Origin of the sequence: uncultured Thiodictyon sp., assembly GCA_903837595.1 — a bacterium.
Lineage (GTDB): Bacteria > Pseudomonadota > Gammaproteobacteria > Chromatiales > Chromatiaceae > Thiodictyon.
Map to the genome: position 1 here is coordinate 39649 of CAILVI010000521.1, position 18060 is coordinate 57708.

General features: G+C 65.1%; 19 protein-coding genes. 11 read left to right on the forward strand and 8 right to left on the reverse strand.

The annotated features are described in order from the left end of the window. Positions 1 to 173: 173 nt before the first annotated feature. Entirely contained in the window at positions 174 to 605 is a 432-nt protein-coding gene (locus tag QZY44_RS31670; RefSeq protein ID WP_295456991.1) for a DUF29 family protein, read from the reverse strand. Positions 606 to 898: 293 nt separating this feature from the next. Then, positions 899 to 1372, reverse strand: a complete 474-nt coding sequence (locus tag QZY44_RS31675; RefSeq protein WP_295456993.1) for an Hsp20 family protein — start codon at positions 1370 to 1372, stop codon at positions 899 to 901. A gap of 267 nt (positions 1373 to 1639) precedes the next feature. Between QZY44_RS31675 and QZY44_RS31680 the strand changes: the two genes are divergently transcribed. From QZY44_RS31680 to QZY44_RS31700, 5 genes are all read left to right on the forward strand, one after another. Further along, positions 1640 to 3466: an NAD(P)H-dependent oxidoreductase subunit E gene (locus QZY44_RS31680; RefSeq protein WP_295456995.1), complete on the forward strand. Its 1827-nt coding sequence runs from the start codon at positions 1640 to 1642 to the stop codon at positions 3464 to 3466. Continuing rightward, positions 3463 to 4182, forward strand: coding sequence for a 2Fe-2S iron-sulfur cluster-binding protein (locus QZY44_RS31685; RefSeq protein WP_295456996.1), 720 nt, complete (start codon positions 3463 to 3465; stop codon positions 4180 to 4182). Before QZY44_RS31680 ends, QZY44_RS31685 begins: the two co-directional genes overlap by 4 nt. A 1-nt stretch (position 4183) precedes the next feature. Then, positions 4184 to 4723, forward strand: a complete 540-nt coding sequence (locus QZY44_RS31690) for an NADP oxidoreductase (protein ID WP_295456998.1) — start codon at positions 4184 to 4186, stop codon at positions 4721 to 4723. Positions 4724 to 4738: 15 nt separating this feature from the next. After that, positions 4739 to 6244: a Ni/Fe hydrogenase subunit alpha gene (locus tag QZY44_RS31695; RefSeq protein WP_295457000.1), complete on the forward strand. Its 1506-nt coding sequence runs from the start codon at positions 4739 to 4741 to the stop codon at positions 6242 to 6244. A gap of 175 nt (positions 6245 to 6419) precedes the next feature. Further along, complete coding sequence (locus QZY44_RS31700) at positions 6420 to 6902, forward strand: hydrogenase maturation protease (RefSeq protein ID WP_295457002.1); 483 nt, start codon at positions 6420 to 6422, stop codon at positions 6900 to 6902. A 44-nt stretch (positions 6903 to 6946) separates the two neighbouring features. Here the strand turns inward: QZY44_RS31700 and QZY44_RS31705 are convergent, their stop codons facing one another. Next, positions 6947 to 7210 carry a hypothetical protein gene (locus QZY44_RS31705; protein WP_295457005.1) on the reverse strand — a complete coding sequence of 88 codons (264 nt, stop codon included), beginning with the start codon at positions 7208 to 7210 and terminating at the stop codon, positions 6947 to 6949. Between the two features lie 362 nt (positions 7211 to 7572). Here QZY44_RS31705 and QZY44_RS31710 point away from each other — a divergent pair, with 362 nt between their 5' ends. Both QZY44_RS31710 and QZY44_RS31715 read left to right on the forward strand, forming a co-directional pair. Continuing rightward, a complete protein-coding gene (locus QZY44_RS31710) occupies positions 7573 to 8394 on the forward strand; it encodes a hypothetical protein (RefSeq protein ID WP_295457007.1) in 822 nt (273 codons plus the stop codon). A gap of 20 nt (positions 8395 to 8414) precedes the next feature. Further along, on the forward strand, positions 8415 to 9257 hold the full coding sequence (locus QZY44_RS31715) for a hypothetical protein (protein ID WP_295457009.1): 843 nt from the start codon (positions 8415 to 8417) through the stop codon (positions 9255 to 9257). 307 nt (positions 9258 to 9564) lie between these two features. Here QZY44_RS31715 and QZY44_RS31720 read toward each other — a convergent pair whose 3' ends face one another. The 5 genes from QZY44_RS31720 to QZY44_RS31740 form a co-directional block, all read right to left on the reverse strand. Further along, positions 9565 to 10347, reverse strand: coding sequence for a retron system putative HNH endonuclease (locus QZY44_RS31720; protein WP_295457011.1), 783 nt, complete (start codon positions 10345 to 10347; stop codon positions 9565 to 9567). Beyond that, positions 10344 to 11648, reverse strand: coding sequence for an AAA family ATPase (locus QZY44_RS31725; protein WP_295457013.1), 1305 nt, complete (start codon positions 11646 to 11648; stop codon positions 10344 to 10346). Before QZY44_RS31725 ends, QZY44_RS31720 begins: the two co-directional genes overlap by 4 nt. 86 nt (positions 11649 to 11734) lie before the next feature. Further along, a complete protein-coding gene (locus QZY44_RS31730; RefSeq protein ID WP_295457015.1) occupies positions 11735 to 12595 on the reverse strand; it encodes a hypothetical protein in 861 nt (286 codons plus the stop codon). A gap of 66 nt (positions 12596 to 12661) precedes the next feature. Further along, on the reverse strand, positions 12662 to 14263 hold the full coding sequence (gene hisF / locus QZY44_RS31735) for an imidazole glycerol phosphate synthase subunit HisF (protein ID WP_295457017.1): 1602 nt from the start codon (positions 14261 to 14263) through the stop codon (positions 12662 to 12664). A 545-nt stretch (positions 14264 to 14808) separates the two neighbouring features. Further along, positions 14809 to 15138, reverse strand: a complete 330-nt coding sequence (locus tag QZY44_RS31740; protein ID WP_295457018.1) for a hypothetical protein — start codon at positions 15136 to 15138, stop codon at positions 14809 to 14811. A gap of 355 nt (positions 15139 to 15493) precedes the next feature. Between QZY44_RS31740 and QZY44_RS31745 the strand changes: the two genes are divergently transcribed. The 4 genes from QZY44_RS31745 (at position 15494) to QZY44_RS31760 (ending at position 17980) form a co-directional block, all read left to right on the forward strand. Then, positions 15494 to 15853 carry an Hpt domain-containing protein gene (locus tag QZY44_RS31745; protein ID WP_295457020.1) on the forward strand — a complete coding sequence of 120 codons (360 nt, stop codon included), beginning with the start codon at positions 15494 to 15496 and terminating at the stop codon, positions 15851 to 15853. Position 15854: 1 nt separating this feature from the next. Then, on the forward strand, positions 15855 to 16490 hold the full coding sequence (locus tag QZY44_RS31750) for a CoA pyrophosphatase (RefSeq protein WP_295457022.1): 636 nt from the start codon (positions 15855 to 15857) through the stop codon (positions 16488 to 16490). Between the two features lie 81 nt (positions 16491 to 16571). Beyond that, positions 16572 to 16889, forward strand: coding sequence for an ATPase (locus QZY44_RS31755; protein WP_295457024.1), 318 nt, complete (start codon positions 16572 to 16574; stop codon positions 16887 to 16889). 8 nt (positions 16890 to 16897) lie between these two features. Then, complete coding sequence (locus QZY44_RS31760) at positions 16898 to 17980, forward strand: V-type ATPase subunit (protein WP_295457026.1); 1083 nt, start codon at positions 16898 to 16900, stop codon at positions 17978 to 17980. Positions 17981 to 18060: the final 80 nt, after the last annotated feature.

The window sequence follows — 18060 nt, forward strand, 5'->3', positions numbered from 1 at the left end:
TCAAGGGCGCAATCTGGTGTCTCAGCCCGTTTAAGGCAATGCTGCCTTGCTCGTCGTTCCGGCCACCGGCGCTCCCGGCGCAGAGCGCCTGGCACAGGCGTAACACCGCGAAGCGGTGTTACGAGAGCGGAGAGTCTAGCCTGGCCGGAAGCGTGATCGCGGCCCCGTTCCGGCTACTGGCGATCCAGCGCATAGACGGTCTCGAACACATCCTGCCAGGTGAGGCCCTCGACGGACGACCGCTTGCCTATTTCCGCTTCGGCATTGCGCTTGGCGATCACGAACGCCTTGGTCCAGAGGTCGTCGATCACCTGTGCATTCAGGCTCGGGGTCTCTTCGCGGATATCGCCGATCTCGTCCCGGGCATCTTCGATGCTGGCGACCCAGCTGAGTGATCGGCGCTCCGGTTGGCTGTGCCACCTAATGATGTGCAGCATCAGACGGACCAGCTGGCTCTTCAGTGCGCGTTTCTCCGACTTGGACAAGGCGTCGATCAACTCCTCAAGGCCGCTGCCAGCCTCGGCGATGCGGCCTTGCTGCAATGCCTCTTGGATGGCGACGGCCGTCTTGTAGGGTGAGTTGGTGGAGAGGGTCTGCCAGTTCATGGTCGGGGGAAGCTCGCGGTCTGTGCAATCAACAAGGTACCGGTGGAACAACGCCGGTGCGCCCGCAATCATCGCGTTCCGGCCACTGGCCCTCCCGGCGCGGAGCGCCTGACACATGCGTGACACCGCCGCAGCGGTGTCACGAGCAGCCCTGCGGCGGGGTGGCTCGGCCTGATGCTTGATCATAACCAGAAACGGCGTCGGCCCCAACCGCCGGCATCCGGCAGACGCAAAAAGGCCGGGCGGGTGCCCGGCCTCTGTTCTACCCGTCCTTAGGTCCGATCAGCCTGCGATCAGGCCGCCGCCTTGACCTCGGTGGGCTCAACCAGCCGCCCCTGGGTCTGGCCGCCGCGGATCTCGATCTTGCGGGGCTTCATGGCCTCGGGGATCTCGCGCCGCAGTTGCACATGCAGCAGGCCGTTTTCCAGATGGGCCTCCACCACCCGCACATAGTCCGCGAGCTGGAACTTGCGTTCGAAGCTGCGGTTGGCGATGCCCCGATAGAGGAAGCGCGTGTCCTGCTGCTCCTCGTCGTCGCTACGGTTGCCCGAGACGGTCAGGATGTTCTCCTTGGCCTCAATGGACAGGTCCTTCTCCGCAAAGCCCGCAACCGCCATGGTGATGCGGTAGTCATTCTCACCGCTCACCTCCACGTTGTAGGGCGGGTAGCCACCGGGCTCGGTGCGGTAGGCCGTCTCCAAGGCATTGGAGAGCCGATCAAACCCGATCATGGACCGGAGCAAGGGGGAAAAGTCGATGGTCGTCATGGTCATATCCTCAGTTGAGCAATATGGATTGGCGCGTTCTTACGAACCGCTGACCCCGCAGGCCTCGGTTGAGCACCTGCGTTATGTAAAGTAGATCACCAGAGACCGACTGTCAAGGGTCGTTGAGAAAAAAGATTATGTGAAGCCGGGCGTCGCTCTTCCCGCCCCTTTGAATTGATGCGTTTGTCACCCGGGGCAGGGCCTGGACCGGCTGGCGAAGCCTATAATCTGGGGTCACGACCGTGTTCTCAACCGTTGGAGGCAACGATGGGTGGACCTTCCGTCCCAGAGATCCAGGGCTTTGTGACCGAGTCCCTGGGGCGGCGCGGCCGGGCACCGGAGCACCTGCTTCAGCACCTGATCGGGGTCCAGCACCGTTTCGGGTGGGTGCCGCCCGCCGCCGTCGAGTCGCTGGCCGCGCAGTTGGACGTGACCCGCACCCAGGTGCGGGCGGCCATCGCCTTCTACGCCTTTCTGCACGATCGCCCCCGCGGCGACTTCGACATCCTCTTCAGTGACAACATCACCGACCGGATGCTCGGCAACCAGCGCCTGCTGGCCCTGCTTGCGGAGCAGCTGGGGATGGGGCCTGACGAGACCCGGGCCGACGGACGTGTGACCCTGGGGCTGACCTCCTGTACCGGCATGTGCGATCAGGGGCCGGCGCTCCTGATCAACGGCCGCGCGGTGACCGCGCTCACCCCCCAGCGGGTGGACCGCATCGCCGACCTGGTGGGGCAGGGCGTCGCACTGGACCACTGGCCGGGCGAGTATTTTCGGGTGGAGGACAATCTGCGCCGCCGCGGGTTGCTGCTGAGTAATCCGGTCACCGACGGGGCCGGTCTGCGCAAGCTGGTTGACCTCGGTGTCGAGCCGGCGCTCGCCGATCTGGATCGTTCGGGGCTGCGCGGGCGCGGGGGCGCCGGTTTCACCACGGCGCTAAAGTGGAAATTCTGCCGGGAGGCCCCGGAGGGTGATCGCTATGTCGTGTGCAACGCGGACGAAGGCGAGCCCGGGACCTTCAAGGACCGTGTCCTGCTGACCAGCTATGCGGATTTGGTGCTGGAGGGCATGACCATCTGCGCCGCGGTGGTCGGTGCGCGGCGTGGCTTCATCTATCTGCGCGGTGAGTATGCCTATCTGCTGCCGCACCTGGAGTCGGTGCTGGCGCGGCGCCGCGCCGAGGGGCTCCTGGGCGAGTCCATCCTGGGCAAGGCCGGCTTCGACTTTGAGGTCGCCGTCCACCTGGGGGCCGGGGCCTATATCTGCGGGGAGGAGACGGCGCTGATCGAGTCGCTGGAGGGGCGGCGCGGCGTCACCCGCAAGCGCGCGCCTTACCCGGTGATTGCCGGCTACAAGGATCGCCCCACCGTGGTCAACAACGTCGAGACCTTCCTCGCCGCCGCCCGTATCGTGCAGTGGGGCGGTTACTGGTTCCGGGGTGAGGGGACCGACCAATCCGCCGGGAGCAAGATCCTCTCGGTGAGCGGCGACTGTGCCCGCCCCGGGATCTACGAGTACCCCTTCGGCACCCCGGTGCATCGGGTGCTGACCGACTGCGGTGCCGAGCGTACCCAGGCGTTGCAGATCTCCGGCGCCTCCGGGACCACCCTGACCCCGGCGGACTTCGACCGCATCATCGCCTTCGAGGACCTGTCCACCGCCGGCTCCTTCATGATCTTTGATCAGAGTCGGGATATGTTCGACATGGTGCAGAACTTCGCCGCCTTCTTTGCCCACGAGTCGTGCGGCTTCTGCACCCCCTGCCGGGTGGGCGGCTCACTGTTGCACAACCTGGTGGAGAAGGTCGCCGCTGGCCAGGCGTCCGAACATGACCTGGGAGAGCTGCGCCAGATCGGCGCCGTGATGCGCCGGGCGACCTATTGCGGTCTGGGCAGCTCCGCGCCCAACCATATCCTGAACACCCTGGACAAGTTCCCGGACATCTACCGACGGCGTCTGCGCAGCGCCGAGTACACCCCATCCTTCGACCTGGATGGGGCGCTCGCGCAGGCGCGGGCCATCGCCGGGCGTGACGATGCCCGTGCCCATATCCCCGACACCCCGCCCCAGCCACCGGAGGCCGCGGTATGAGTCACAGCTTCACACTCGACGGCCGCGAGCTTCCCTTTGTCCCCGGTCAGACGATCATGGCCGCGGCCCAGGCCGCCGGGGTCTATATTCCGCACCTGTGCCACAACCCGGACTATGCACCCCACGGCAGTTGCCGGGTCTGCCTGGTCGGGGTGGGACGCCGCCAAGTCTCGGCCTGCACTACGCCGGTGACCGAGGGCATGGAGGTGGACAACAACTCCGAGGCCGTCCAGGACAACCGCCGCGCCGTGCTGCAGATGCTGTTTGCGGAGGGCAACCACATCTGTCCGGTCTGCGAGCGCAGCGGTAACTGCCAACTCCAGGCGGTCGCCTATTACACCGGGATGCTCGCGCCACACTATCCGCCCTTCTTTCCGCGCCGTCCGGTGGATGCCTCGCACCCGGACTTCATCATCGACTTCGGCCGCTGCATCCTGTGCGAGCTGTGCGTGCGCGCCAGCCGCGACCATGACGGCAAGCGTGTGTTCGCCATCAGCGGGCGGGGGCTCGCGAGTCATCTGGTGATCGACTCAGAGAGCGGGCTGTTGGGCGACTCCTGCTTCGCCGTCACCGATCGCGCCGCCCATGTCTGCCCGACCGGTGCCATCCTGCCCAAGCACAAGGGCTTCGAGCGCCCCATCGGCGAGCGCCTGTATGACCGGGAGCCCATCAGCACGGTCGGTGACCTGCGCGCGCACGAAGACGAGGTGGATTGAGATGCCAGAGAAAGTCCGCGTTGCCACCGCTTCACTCTGCGGCTGTTTCGGCTGCCATATGTCTTTGCTCGACATCGACGAGCGAATCCTGCAACTGGTGGAGCTGGTGAGCTTCGACCGCACCCCGCTGACCGACATCAAGACCATCGGGGAGTGCGACTTGGGGCTGATCGAGGGCGGGGTCGCCAATGCCGAGAACGTGGAGGTCCTGCGTGAGTTCCGCCACCACTGCAAGCTGCTGGTGGCGGTTGGCGCCTGTGCGGTCAATGGCGGTGTCCCCACCATGCGCAATCAGTTCAGCCTCAAGGCGTGCCTCGACGAGTCCTATGTGAGTGGGGTCGGTATTCATAATCCCGGCATCCCCAAAGACCCGGAGATCCCGCTCCTGCTCAATCGCGTCCACCCCATCCATGAGGTCGTCAAGGTCGATTATTTCATCCCCGGCTGTCCGCCCTCAGCGGACACCCTCTGGACCTTCCTGACCGAGCTGCTCGCGGGTCAGCCGATCGCGTTCCCATATACGCAGATTCACTATGACTAGCCGGGGGAGTCCGCCATGATCACGTCACTCGAAACCGCCCGTCACCCGGAAACCCTCAAGCGCGTCTGTATCGAGCCGCTGACCCGCGTGGAAGGGCACGGCAAGGTCACGCTGCTCCTGGATGAAGACAACCATATCCGGCAGGCGCGGCTGCACGTCGTCGAGTTCCGGGGCTTCGAGAAGTTCATCCAGGGCCGACCCTATTGGGAGCTGCCGGTGCTGGTGCAGCGCCTGTGCGGCATCTGCCCCGTGAGCCATCACTTGGCGGCGGCCAAGGCGTGCGATCAGCTCATCGGCGTGGACCAACTCACCCCGACCGCGGAGAAGGTCCGACGCCTGATGCACCTGGGCCAGACCCTGCAATCCCATGCCTTGCACTTTTTTCATCTGGCCTCCCCGGACCTGCTGTTCGGCTTCGACGATCCCGTCGCCCACCGCAACATCGTCGGGGTGATCCAGGACCATCCGCAGATCGCCACGCAAGGCGTGCTGCTGCGCAAGTTCGGCCAGGAGGTGATCCGCATCACGGCCGGTAAGCGGGTCCACGGCACCGGGGCACTGCCGGGCGGGGTCAATAAGCATGTGAGCCTGGCCGAGCGCGATGAGCTCCAGAAAGACATCGACCAGGTCGTCGACTGGGCGGAAGGGGCGGTTCAGCTGATCAAGCGGATCTTTCTCGCCAACTCGGACTTCCATTACCGCTTCGGCGCGGTGGACGCCAATACCCTGGGTCTGATCGCCCCCGACGGGTCACACGAACTCTATCATGGCGGCCTGCGCGTCCGCGGCCCGGACGGCAAGACCCTGCTGGATCACCAGGACTACCAGGACTATGAACGGGTGATCCACGAGGAGATCAAGGACTGGAGCTATATGAAGTTCCCCTTTCTCACCCAACTGGGGCCGGAGCTCGGCTGGTATCGGGTGGGGCCGCTGGCACGCGTCAACAATTGCGACAGCTTCCACACCCCGCTCGCCGAGCAGGAGCGCCAGGACTTCGCCGCCGCCGGCGAGGGTCGGCCGCTGCAGGCGGCCCTGGCCACCCACTGGGCGCGTCTCATCGAGCTGCTGCATTGTGCGGAGGCCATCCGCGAGCTGCTGCTGGACTCTGACCTGCAGGGTACGGAACTGCGCCTGAAGGGTGAGATGCGGGAAAAGGGCATCGGCGTGATCGAGGCCCCTCGCGGCACCCTGTTCCACCACTACGAGATCAATGGCGACGGTCTGGTGACACGCGCCAACCTCATCGTCTCCACCACCAACAACAACCAGGCCATGAATACAGCCATCCGCCAGGTGGCCGGCGAGTTCCTGGATGGACGGGAACTCACTGAACCGCTCCTGAACCAGATCGAGGTGGCGATCCGCGCCTATGACCCCTGCCTTTCTTGCGCCACCCATGCCATGGGGCGCATGCCGCTGGACCTTGAACTCTGCGATGCCGAAGGCAAGCGCATCGACCGCCTATGTCGCCATCCGGATGGAACGGTAGAGCGGCCGTCCGCGACGACCGCTGACTGATGATTCAGCGGTTGGGTTTAGCCCCAGCGCTCGTTCTCGTGACACCTCGCTCTCGTGACACCGCTCCAGCGGTGTCACGCATGTGTCAGGCGCTCTGCGCCGCGAGGGCTGCGTTTTTTCTCGGCTATTGGGGTGAGCAAATGGGAAAACCAGGATGACCCAAGTGTCCGGCTCTGTGTCTCGGACACTCATCCTCGCCTGCGGTAACGCCTCCCGCGGAGATGACGCACTCGGTCCAACGCTCATCGAACGCCTGTCCGCGCTGCCCATTCCCATGCCTGGACTTTGCCAGGCGTTCGATGCATTCGATGACTTCCAACTCCAGATCGAGCACTGCCTGGACCTTCAGGGACGGGAATCGGTGGTGTTTGTGGACGCCGCCCTCAGCGGTCCTGAACCCTTCTCCTTCGGCCCCGTGATCCCGGAGCCCGCGCTCAGCATCACCACCCACGCATTGAGCCCCGGCGGCCTGTTGCGGGTCTACCAGGAGGCGATCGGCGGCCCACTGCCGGACTGCCGACTGCTCGCCATCCGTGGCTATGTCTTCGAATTGGGCGCGAGTTTATCGCCGCAGGCCGCGGCCAACCTGGGCGCAGCACTTGAGTTCCTGATCAAGTGGCTACGCCGGGGACCGGACGAGCCCCGCAATCCCGGATGACCTCGCGACGGGCGCCGTTCAAGGCGATCTTCATCGGCTGCCGATCAAGCATAGGCGCGTGCTGCCCGGGGGATCAGACCCCGATCCCGGAGCCGGTAGCCGACCGCACTGGACTGCGCGAGCTGATAGAGCGTCAAGGGTGCTTGAGCTGACCCCCGCACCGTGCATTGATGGTTCGCCTCGCTGCGCAGAATGCGTCCGTCCTGAAGCACCACCAGACCAACACCCTCCAAGTCGAAGTGCCCGGTGACGACGCTGCTCGCCAGCGTCTGCGCCACGGCCTGCTTGCTCAGTTGCTCGATGATCATCGTGTCTTCCCCCTCGTCTTATTGTTGATTGTCTTACCGGGATGTCCGCCGCCCGCCTCGCCTGCGATCGGGCCGCGGCCGATCCTGTCGATGCCGGCCAGCACCACAGAGAGTAAGGGCAGGCACAAGCATTGAGAAAGAAGATACTCTGCATTGCGGAAACGCGCAAGTGCGGCGTGCGGGATTTCGACCGGGCAGGGGGCGTCCCGATGTCCGTCAGTCCATCGCAAGGCGGCAGCGATTCGCTTAAGATCATGCCCACGGGATGCGGCATGTTCCCCTTGGAACTGCTCGTCTCGCGGCGAACATCTCAGTCGGTACACACACCTGGTCCGATAGGGCCGGGATCGGGGGTCTCTGCAATGTCTGCGGTCTTGCGCTCCACGAGGGACGAATCGCCACGCGCCGTCTTCGATCAACTGAAGGCGCGCCTGGATGACGCGACCGTTGCGCCCGTCTTCGAGGCCATCCGCGGCGCCGCGCCTGCGGACCCCGCCATTCCCGCGGTGATCATCGAGAACCGCCGCGCGCGGGCGCGGGACCGGCTCGCGACCGCCCTGGCCACCCGGGGTTCGGCTGAGGTCCCCGCGGCGGTTGCCGCCGACCTGGAGCGGCTCACGCGGGACTGGGCGCAGACCGGATACGATGATGGCTTCGAGCCCGTGCTGCGTTTTGAGATTCGCTGTGCCCAAGAGCGCGACTTGGTGGTTGCCCGGGAGTCCGGTGATCCGGCCGCCATCCTCGCGGCGCTGGAAACGGACTATCGGCGCCAGTTGGGGGAGCGCTATGGCCGCATCGAACTGCGGGGAGTCCAGACCTCCCATCGCGTTACCCAGGAACTGCAAGCCGTCTTCGTCCCGCTGCACGTCGCCGATCCCATCCTGGAAACGGGCAAGGACGGCGAGATTCGGCTCAGTCCGAGTCTCGGGCAGCGCCGGCCCATTGCCAAGGTGCTTGCCGCGTCCGAGCGCTTGTTGCTGCTCGGCGGTCCGGGCAGCGGCAAGAGCACCCTGATTGCCTGGCTGGCTGCTCAACCGGCAGGTGTCGGGTCGAACTCCGAAACTGGCCTGCCCTCGGACCTGCTGCCGCTGGTCCTGGCGGCTCGGAGTCTGGCTGACGGCATCCTGTCGCGGGACATGATCGCCCGACCGGCTGCGATCCCGCCTTGCTGGATCAGGCCCTAGACGCCGAGCGCGCCCTCCTGATGATCGACGGATTAGACGAGGCACCGGAGGCCCTGCGTCGCGAATTGACCGCCTCCGTCTCCGCATTCATCGCCCGCGAGGGCGTAGTGCGCACCCTGATCACCAGTCGCCCCGTCGGTCGCAAGGATAATCTCGCGGGTCAGCTCGACGGGTTCGCTGTGCATGAACTGGCCGATCTCACCCAGTCCGAGGTCGGGGTCTATATCGACCGCTGGTGTCTGGCGGCCGAGCTGTCACTGGGCAAGGAGCGCGCCCTGGCGGAGCGCGAGGCGGCTACCGCCGCCGATGACCTCAAAGCCCGCATCGCCCGCAGCCGCCCTATCCAGCGGATCGCCGTCAACCCACTGCTCGCCACCATCCTGTGCGTGGTCCACCGATTTCTGGGCCACAGCATCCCCGAGCATCGGGCGACCCTCTACGACAAGTGCACGGATGCACTGCTCTACGAATGGGACCGGGCCAAGTTCGCGGGCGACACTGCCATCGGCACCCTGGATGCGGTCGCCAAGCGGCGGCTGCTGATGGGCGTGGCGCGGCGCCTGCACGACGCGCACGCGGCGGAGCTAGCGGAGTCGGAGGTTGCGGAGGAGTTTGCGCGGGTCCTGCCGGACCTCGGCCGGTCGCCCGGCAAGCCGGATGCTCGACGAGATCCGGGATCGGACCGGCATGTTGGTGGAGCGTCGCCCGGGGTATTACGCATTTGCCCACCTGACCTTTCAGGAGTACCTGACTGCCCTGGATTATGTGCGTCGTCGGCAGTTCGACGCCTTGACTGGCAAGTATGCGGACGACTGGTGGCACGAGGTTATAGTCCTGGCGGCTGGGGTGCCGGGGACGGATAGCGGGAGGGTCGTCAAACGGCTGTTGAAGGTCAATAAGCCGACAACTGTTTTGTTGGCTGCGCAGTGCCTGGAGACTGAGGTCGATATGCCGCTGGCGTATCGGAAGAAGGTCGAGACGGCACTGGCGAAATTAATGAATAATTCAACTTTGGATCGTTGGCAGGAGCTTCAAAAGGTTCCCAATCTGGCCGCCCCGGCGCTTCTTATTCACTGTCAACGGAGAGGCCGATACGACAATCAAGACAGTCGGGGCAAGCCGGGTAGGGTCCGCTATGCGGATCGACGACCTCGTAGCCTGACTTGTTTCTCACTCTTTCGGGACAGCAGACCGCTCGGCACGCGTCTGCTTCAATGCGTGCTGTACACACTGAAGCAAGGCGGTCGAATAAGCCAGTTCCGGCTTTCCCGCGATCCTTGCGACTTGCTTATCAATCAGTCGCATGATCGCTTCCTCCAGTTCGGGGCTCTCGGCCAATAAGCCGAAAGTATCCTCGATATCTTCCAAGACCGATCCCAGCGCCAAGCGTCTGCATCGGCACAGCCAGGCGCGATCGAGCCCCAGGTCCCTGATGGTGTTCTCGGCCTCTGCATCCCCCGGCACAGCCTCAACCCCGCCGTCCCGCGAAAACAGAAATCGCGACGCCGGCTCGCCTTCATCCGGCCTGACATAGTCCCCCTGCGCCGGCCACTTATCCGACTTCTGCCCATTGCATCCGTTACACGACAGGAAATAATTCTCCCAGTCGTAACAGAGTGATGGGAACAGTGACTTGGGCCTGAAATGTTCCACATGAGCCGAGCGCTCGGCATTGATCGGTGACTCGCAATAGGCGCACTTGTGGTGACTCATCGCGGCCAGAGTCTTCTTGGCCGCACCCCACAGGACCGGGAAGCCGTGGCCCTTGATGGTCTGTTTCAGCACCTCGGGCGCGAAGGCCGAAAACCCCTTGCGCCTCACCGGATCATTGAGATCAAGGGCTTCAAGCGCCGCCTCCTTGGCGAAAAAGGCGTCCCGGTCCGGCAGATTGCGCTTTAGTCGCTTGTCCCAGTCGGCCGAAGGCACAATGCCGGTCCGATCCAATCGCCTCATGCGCCTTTCTCCTGCTCCCATTTCAATTCAACCAGGTCCTGGAGAAAGGCGCGCCGCAGGTCCGCCATCTGTGCCATCAGACCGCCCTCTGCGCGCCGGCCCTCGTCCTTGGCCATGAGTCCCTGCATCGTCTCCAAGTCTTTGAATAACTGCTTCTCGTCGGCCTCGGTCGCAGTGCCGGACTCGATTCGGCTCTCCAGGTCATCAATGCGATCCTCAATGGCTGAATACTCCGACGAATAACGCGAGCCGACGCTGAACAGGCGCCGATCCAGCAGCAGTGCGCCGATCTCCGCCCCCTTCAGATCGCGCAACGTGTTGCGGCCGAGGGGTTTCACCTTGGAAACACCTCCGGATTCGGTCAGGCTGATAATGCTGTGTCCGACGTCCACCGCAGCTTGAACCACGGCCGGCGAATGGGTGGTGACGATAAATTGGGTATTGGGGAAGAGTGCCGTCAATTGTGCCAGAACGGTGCGCTGCCAGCGCGGGTTCAGGTGCAGATCGATCTCGTCGATGACGATCGTGGCCGCGGCCAACAGCGGGTCTGGTAAGGTGATGAAGCGGAAGGCGTAGCGCAGCACCAGGTCGAACAGCATGGCCAACACCGACTGGTAGCCGTCGGACAGCTCATTGGGTGCCAAGCGGACCTTCTTACGCAGCAGCCGCGGGCAGTATTCGTACTCGCCCTCCTCAATTTCGATGCGCTCGAATCCGCAGTCCAGGGTCTTGAGCGATGCGTTCAGGCGCTTCCACACGGCACCCAGTCGCGGATCGGCGAGCGTGTCTGCCCCATAATGCAGCGCAACCAGTGCGCGCGACAGTTCTTGAAGCAGTTGTTCGTCCGGTCGAAACAGGGTGATGATCGAGTTCCGCCGGGACCAATGGGCGAGGTCGCCTAGGTCTTCCGCCGGGTTATTGATGCGCCGGCGCTCGCCTTGATCGGTGGTGAAGAACTGGCGGAATCGCCCATAGGCGAAGACTGGACGGCCCGGGTTTGGTCGCCGCTCGGCTCCGGTGTCGTTCCCCGACTCCCAGACCGCGGCGGGGTGGTCGTCTGCGTCAAAGAAGACCTCTGCCCGGCCCTGTGCGGTGCCCCGTCGGAGCGGGAAGCTGACCTGCGGGCGCTCCGCAGCGGGTACGAGCAGGAGTGCAAGCATCTCGGCGATCGTGGTCTTGCCCGCGCCGTTTTCGCCGAGGAGGACCGTCACCCTGGGCGAAAAGTCGACTTCGGCCGTGTCGAAGCTCCGGACCTTATCGAGTCGAAGGCGCCGGACAACGCCGGGATGCGTGTTTTCCATCTGGTCACCTGATTCCGGACTGCGGGTCGCTTCCGGTTTGCATTTGTCTGTGGGCACTTGCCCTCCCCAAGCAGCCAGTCTCCCGGCTAGAGTCGCTCGACCACGCCCGTCAGCAGGTGGGTGGTGAGTGCATCGCGTAGCGGGATCAGGAGGATCTGGTCATTGGGAATGGAGGCGGCGGCGATGGCCACGTCCGGGTCGATGCCCATCTCGCGCAGGTAGCGAAAGGATTCGGCCACATAGAGTTGGCCGCCCTCATGGCTGCTGTAGCGGCCCGGGACGTGGCTCTGGTGGATACCGAGTCGGGCGTTGCGCGTGGCATAGCGTTCGCTCCCGCCGGCCAGCGTGTCGATACAGGCCGAGACGCAGATCTGATCGACGGCCGAGCTCAGACCATTGGTCCGCAGATAGCGCCCGAGTTTACGTGCCTCGAAGACCGAGCCGCCGGGGCTGTTGATGATGAGCCCGACCGCCCGTCTGGCCCGCAGTTCGCGGATGACCCGGTCGGCGAACCCGGTCGTGATTTCCGCATTGACCCGCAGCCAGACGCCACGCGACTGGCCGCTCTCCTCGAAACGCACCAAGCGTGGTGCGACCTGGGTCAGCGTCGCCAGGCGGTTGCAGGCCTGCACGGCGCGTCGGCCCAAGGCGGCGCCGTTTGACTGATAGTGCTGGACCAATTGGTTGGCACGCGCCACCACCGCCTCTAGGGCGACATCGAAACGTCGTGCGGCGGTCAGCACCGTGGCGTCGGTGACTGCCTTTTCTGAGGTCTGGGCGACGCGCAACAGGTGACAGGCAGCCATCTCAGAAAGCAGTTGGTCCCGGTCCAGTGCCGCCAGCGGCGTCCCAACGTTGGAACCGGCGCCGCCGCCCGCGGCGCAGCCGGCGAGGACCAGGCACATCGCCAGCAAGGTCAATAGGATTCGGACGCCCGGGTACCGCAACCTTCCGCTCTCCACGCCGACGTGTTGAACCAGGACCCGAGGTCCCCCGCTGCCGGGGAGTGGGCACTAGGCCCGGGTCTCGATCCCCTGAGCCCGTAGATGGGTCTTGACCCCCTCGATTGGTACCTCGTGCCGATGGAAGATCCCCGCCGCCAGCGCCGCCTCCACGCCAGTGGCGGCAAAGACCTCCGAGAAGTGCTCCACCCGTCCCGCCCCGCTGGAGGCGATCACCGGGATCGTCACCGCGCTGCGCACCGCCTGGATCAGTTCCAAGTCGAAGCCCGCCCCGGACCCGTCCCGGTCGATGCTGTTGACCAGGATCTCCCCGGCGCCCAGGTCTTCACAGACCCGCGCCAGTTCGACCACGTCCAGATCGCGCCCCTCGCGTCCACCCTTGACCGTACATTGGAACCAGCAGAAGCGCTCGCCGTGCGGGCCGGGCGTGGTCGTTGCCACGGTGAAATGCCGGGTCGCCGCCGGGGAATCGACATAGACCCGGCGGGGATCGATGGAAATCACCACCGCCTGGTTGCCATAGACCCGGGCGATCTGTTCGATTGAACTGGTGCCGTCCTTGCCGCCCCGCGCCAGGACCTCAATCACCGTCTCCACCGCGTCCGAGCCGATGGAAACCTTGTCCGCGCCGGAGCGAAAATAGGCGTGCGCCACGTCGAGCGCGCAGTGGTGGTGGCCATGGGCGTCGGTGAAGGCGCGGATGCCGCCGCCGATCGTGAGCGGCACGAACACCCGCTCGGAGGTGCGGCGCAGCACCTCCATCATCGGCTGGTCGTCCAGTGGGAAGTCCCGGAAGGCGGTGATGTTGAGGAAGGTGACCTCATCGGCCCCCTCCGCATAATAGCGTGCGGCCAGTTCCACCGGCTTGCCGAGGTTGCGCACCTCGCCACCCTCGCCCTTGTCGCGGACGTCGTACTGGTCGCCCTTGGTCACCACCAGGTCGCCCTGGTCGTTGGCGCGCACGTCCAGACACGCAATGATGCGCTTGGCGAGGCGGGTCGGTTCCGCGGTGCTCGCCCTGGCAGCCTGGGACAGCGCGTCCTGCTCCTCACCGGCCAGGAAGTGCTTGAGCAGCTTGAGTCCTGCCGCCCCGCTCTTCTCCGGGTGGAACTGGACGGCTGTCACCCGCCCGCGGCTCACCGCACTCAGAAAGGGCCGGCCGTAGTCCGTGGTCGCGAGTCGCCAGGGCGCGTTCTGGGCGTCTGGCTCGGCGCGGTAGGAGTGGACGAAATAGAACTTTTCCCCTTGATAGTCGGTGAACAGAGGGGAGGGGCGCTCGACCCGCACCCCGTTCCAGCCCATATGAGGGACCGAAAGCGTCGGATCGTCGAAGCGACGGATCAGCCCCGGGATCAGCCCGAGTCCGGCCACGCCCGGGGATTCCTCGCTCCCCTCAAACAGGGTCTGGAGTCCGATACAGATCCCCAGGAAGGGCCGTCCGGCGGCCAGATACTCCTTGAGCGGCTCCACGTAACCCAGTCGGTGCAGGCGCTCCATGGCCGCCCCGAAGGCACCGACGCCGGGGAAGATCAGGCGCTGCGCTTTGAGGATATCCTCGGGTCGTTCGATTTCCGTGAGTTCGAATCCAAGGGAGTGGATGGCGTTGCGCAGGCTGCGGACATTGCCGGCGCCATAGTCCAGAAGCGAGATCATGCGAAGGTTCCGGGCAGTGATGGGGTGCCGAGGCCGCTCGTGCGGGGCCCGGCCGTTGGGGGCCTAGTGTACCCGTTCGGCGCGCCATCGGGCCTGGGGGTCCGCGCCACGGCCGGCACTTGCGGCTTCCGCCGGTGCGATTTAAGCGATCGCTGGTGGCCAGGCCTTGGAGCATTTGGTTGCCATAGATGTACGCCGCAGCGCTCCCTCTGGGTGGCGGTAGCCGATGCCGGGGGAGGGAGCACAACGCCCGATCCGCGGGTCCAGGCGTTTGAGGACGCGCTGAAAAAAGCCCGAATGACGGAGGTTTGGGCCGGGTTTGCGAGAAAGTCCCGGTCCTAGCCGCCCGGTCTCACCGTTTGATGGTCTATGGCGGACACGTGGAATGGCAGGCGAGCTGTCGGGTGTTGCGCGCCGAACGGCGGTCGCTCGAGCCCCGCCGCGTCGACTCTCGGGTCGCAGCCCAGTTGCGCCCGTCAGGAATTCTCTGTCCCTAACGGTTGAGCGCTGGCGTTGTGGCCTGAACCGGATTAGTCCCCAGACGACTAGGACGAGTCCTTCTTGTTGTCCTTTCTGCCAACGCAGTAAAACCCACCGCGCGGGATTTTTCCGCCATAGTAGTTACGGGCATCTGGGTGGTAGCCGGTGGCGTGGTCGAAGTCGGCCTTTTGGCAGGTGTCTCTGCCTTCTTCCTCGCGTCCGGGCGGGACTTTTCCGAAGGCAGATGGATTATCCCAGGTGCGACCGTCCTTCCCCGAAACGATGCGCGGTGGGACCGGGCCGGGGTTTTCGCCGGGTTGGCCGACGGCGGCGCACCCGGCCAGTAGTGCGGCGACACAGCCAAAAACGGGTAACGTGTTTCTTGATTTGATCACGGCGTTGACTCCTCAAAGTCTAAGCGACTCCTTGAATCGGGCAAGTCAAGGAGTCAAGCACGAGCTGTGCCATATAAGGAATGGCAGCCCCACCCTGCCCCCAAGTAATCGCAACAATGTGTCTGAAGGTTACTATTGCGGGGTGCAGCGCACCAAGTCGAGTCGGATATCGTTAATCGGCAGCAGTCATCCACAGTAGCCGATCCAAGCCTATTGTAACCATGGTGTGCGGTCACAGCAACTGCGACCGGTACGCGCGCCCGGGTTGTGCGACCGCGACCTGCGCGCGCATCTGGACTGTCCCCGTGGTCTGCCCTTAGAGTGTTGGCCGACTCACACCGCCAGGAGCCTGACCTTGGACCACCATCCCGTCATCGCCCATCTCTCCCCACTCCCCGCGCGGGACCCCGTGGCCGCCCTGGCCGTCGCCGGGGGCGACGCGGACCTCGCCGCAGAACTCTTCGCCGCCCTGCTGGTGGGGCTGCCGGATGAGCTCGCGGCGTTGCGCGCGGCGATGACCGCAGCCGACTGGGATGGGCTCGCCGAACACGCCCACCAGGTCCGCGGGGCGACGCGCTATTGCGGCGTCCCGGCGCTGGACGAGGCCACCGAGTCGCTGGAGCGCGCGGCCCGCAGCGGCGACCCGCAACGGATCGCGTTGAGCTTCATCAGCCTGGAGGAGGAGGCCGAACGGGTGCGGCGGTTGGGGGGCTAAATTGCACGGACACTTAACTCCCGCGCGGCTGACCTGTGAGCTGATCCGCGAACGGCTGAGGCCGCACATCTGCCACGCCCGCCCGCGGGCAGAACTCCCGGGGAGTGCAGCGGCTACCGCCTCGGTCCAGCACGCCGCCGTGCTGTTGCCGCTGTATTGCCAAGACGGCGCCTGGCACCTGGTCTTCATCCGCCGTGCCGAGCACGCCCACGACCGGCACAGCGGCGAGGTTGGGTTTCCGGGTGGCCGCCGGGAGGACTGGGACCCGGACTGCACCGCGACCGCACTGCGTGAGGCGCAGGAGGAGATCGGTCTGGCGCCGGACCAGGTGCGGGTGCTGGGACGGCTTCGGCCCTTATACACCGCCAGCCAGTTTCTGATCACCCCGGTGGTGGGCGAGATCCCTTGGCCCCAAGCCCTGACGCCTGAGCCCCGCGAGGTTTCCCGTATCTTCAGCATCCCGCTCATCTGGCTCGCCGTCCCGGACCACCATCGGCTGCGCCCCTACCCGGCTCCGGGGCATCCCCAGGCGCGTGAGGTGGCCTTTTTCGACGAGTACGACGGTGAGCTCTTGTGGGGTGTCACCGCACACATCACGCTGGATTTTCTGGGGTGCTTGACGCGACCCGGACCCTGATTCAAGCGCATTGCCCGCGCAATCTTCCGGTCGTTGCCGTAAGGTATGCACGGTCTAAGCTAACCGGTCGAGGTATCCGCGATGGAAGACACCCTGCAACGTCTGTTGGCCGCCGAACTGCGGGCGGAACAGATCGCGAGTCAGGCGGAGCAAGCGCAGGAGCGCCTCATCCAGACGGCGCTGGCGGACGCCAAGGCGGAGAACGAGCGTTTCAGCGCCCGGCTGCCCGAACTGCACCGCGCCTTCATCGCCAGGGCCGAGGAGCGCGCGGAACAGACCATCGCCGAGTTGCGCCGCCGCTACGATGAACGCCATCTGCAGTTGCGCGACCAGGCCGAGCAGCGCGAGGACCAAGCCCTGGATGCCGCCTTCCAGGTCCTGATCGACCCCAGCCGCTAGGCCACTGTATGAGCGCCGCCGCCCAAGCCTATCTGCACACCCGTGTGTCGGTGATGGCCACGCGCCTGTTCGATCCGGACACCATCGGGCAGCTGTCGCAGATGCAATTGCCGGAACTGGCCGAGCGCTTTGGGCTCACCGTGCTGCTCGACGAGCAGCAGAGCGCCAAGACCCGCGGTCGCGCCATCGAACAGACCCTGATCCAGGTGTTGCTCGCCGAATTGCAGATCCTGGTGCGGCCCATGACGGCCGTGGAGCGGGCACTGGTGCTCGCTTGGGGTCGCAAGTATGCACTGTTCAACTTGAAAACTCTGATCCGCGGCAAGCTCCATGACCTGGATCAACAGGTGATCCGCGACAGCCTGTTCGACCTGCAATCATTCCTGCGTCTACCCGATGAGGCGATGCTGCGCGCCGAGAATGTGCTGGAACTGCTGCGCCAATTAGAGGCCGGGCCCCTGCGCCTGATCGCCCGTCAGGCGCGCGAGATCTATGAACAGCGGCGCGAGCCCTTCGCCCTGGAGGCGGCCATCGATCAGTGCTATTACGTCGGTCTGGTCCGCCGACTGATGCAATTTCACGACGCGAGCCAGCACCCTCTACAACGCCTGATTGGTGCGGACCTGGACCGGGTCGCGCTGATGTGGCTGTTACGTTTTCGCTTTTCCTACCAGCTTTCACCCTCGGAGACCTTCTACCAACTGGTCCCGTCGATGCGCCTGATGCATCGGGAGCGCCTGTTGAAGCTGGTGAATATCGAGACCTTCGCCGGGGTGTTGGCGGCCCTGCCGCCGCCGCTCGACGCACTGAGCGCCGAATGCAGTACGATTATTGATGTCCAGCGGCGCATGGGCCGCTACGTCGCCCATGAGGCCGCCGCGCTGCTGCGCCATAGCCCGTCCGGCGTGACGCGTGCCTTGGCCTACCTGATGCGGCGCGAGCTGGATCTGTTTCTACTGTTTGCCCTGATCCAGGGGCGGCTCCTGAACCTCTCCACCGAGGTGGTGGCGATCGCCCTGGAGATCACCGAGCCGACCTGTCCCTGGTCGGGCAGTCGCGCCGGGACGGCGGCGGTGCACAAGGGAAGGTGACGCGCAAACGGTCTCAATTACGTCCGCTGCAAGGTTTGCGCCGCCAACCCGAAATGTCGCAGATGACGCTTTTCATCAGC

Excerpts from the sequence above, each read along its gene's own strand:
- QZY44_RS31685 (WP_295456996.1), top strand. The coding sequence starts at position 3,463 with ATGAGTCACAGCTTCACACTCGACGGCCGCGAGCTTCCCTTTGTCCCC.
- QZY44_RS31755 (WP_295457024.1), top strand. The coding sequence starts at position 16,572 with ATGGAAGACACCCTGCAACGTCTGTTGGCCGCCGAACTGCGGGCGGAA.
- QZY44_RS31695 (WP_295457000.1), top strand. The coding sequence starts at position 4,739 with ATGATCACGTCACTCGAAACCGCCCGTCACCCGGAAACCCTCAAGCGC.
- QZY44_RS31705 (WP_295457005.1), bottom strand. The coding sequence starts at position 7,210 with ATGATCATCGAGCAACTGAGCAAGCAGGCCGTGGCGCAGACGCTGGCG.
- QZY44_RS31690 (WP_295456998.1), top strand. The coding sequence starts at position 4,184 with ATGCCAGAGAAAGTCCGCGTTGCCACCGCTTCACTCTGCGGCTGTTTC.
- QZY44_RS31760 (WP_295457026.1), top strand. The coding sequence starts at position 16,898 with ATGAGCGCCGCCGCCCAAGCCTATCTGCACACCCGTGTGTCGGTGATG.
- QZY44_RS31715 (WP_295457009.1), top strand. The coding sequence starts at position 8,415 with ATGATCGACGGATTAGACGAGGCACCGGAGGCCCTGCGTCGCGAATTG.
- QZY44_RS31710 (WP_295457007.1), top strand. The coding sequence starts at position 7,573 with ATGTCTGCGGTCTTGCGCTCCACGAGGGACGAATCGCCACGCGCCGTC.
- QZY44_RS31725 (WP_295457013.1), bottom strand. The coding sequence starts at position 11,648 with ATGGAAAACACGCATCCCGGCGTTGTCCGGCGCCTTCGACTCGATAAG.
- QZY44_RS31675 (WP_295456993.1), bottom strand. The coding sequence starts at position 1,372 with ATGACGACCATCGACTTTTCCCCCTTGCTCCGGTCCATGATCGGGTTT.
- QZY44_RS31670 (WP_295456991.1), bottom strand. The coding sequence starts at position 605 with ATGAACTGGCAGACCCTCTCCACCAACTCACCCTACAAGACGGCCGTC.
- QZY44_RS31720 (WP_295457011.1), bottom strand. The coding sequence starts at position 10,347 with ATGAGGCGATTGGATCGGACCGGCATTGTGCCTTCGGCCGACTGGGAC.
- QZY44_RS31680 (WP_295456995.1), top strand. The coding sequence starts at position 1,640 with ATGGGTGGACCTTCCGTCCCAGAGATCCAGGGCTTTGTGACCGAGTCC.
- hisF (WP_295457017.1), bottom strand. The coding sequence starts at position 14,263 with ATGATCTCGCTTCTGGACTATGGCGCCGGCAATGTCCGCAGCCTGCGC.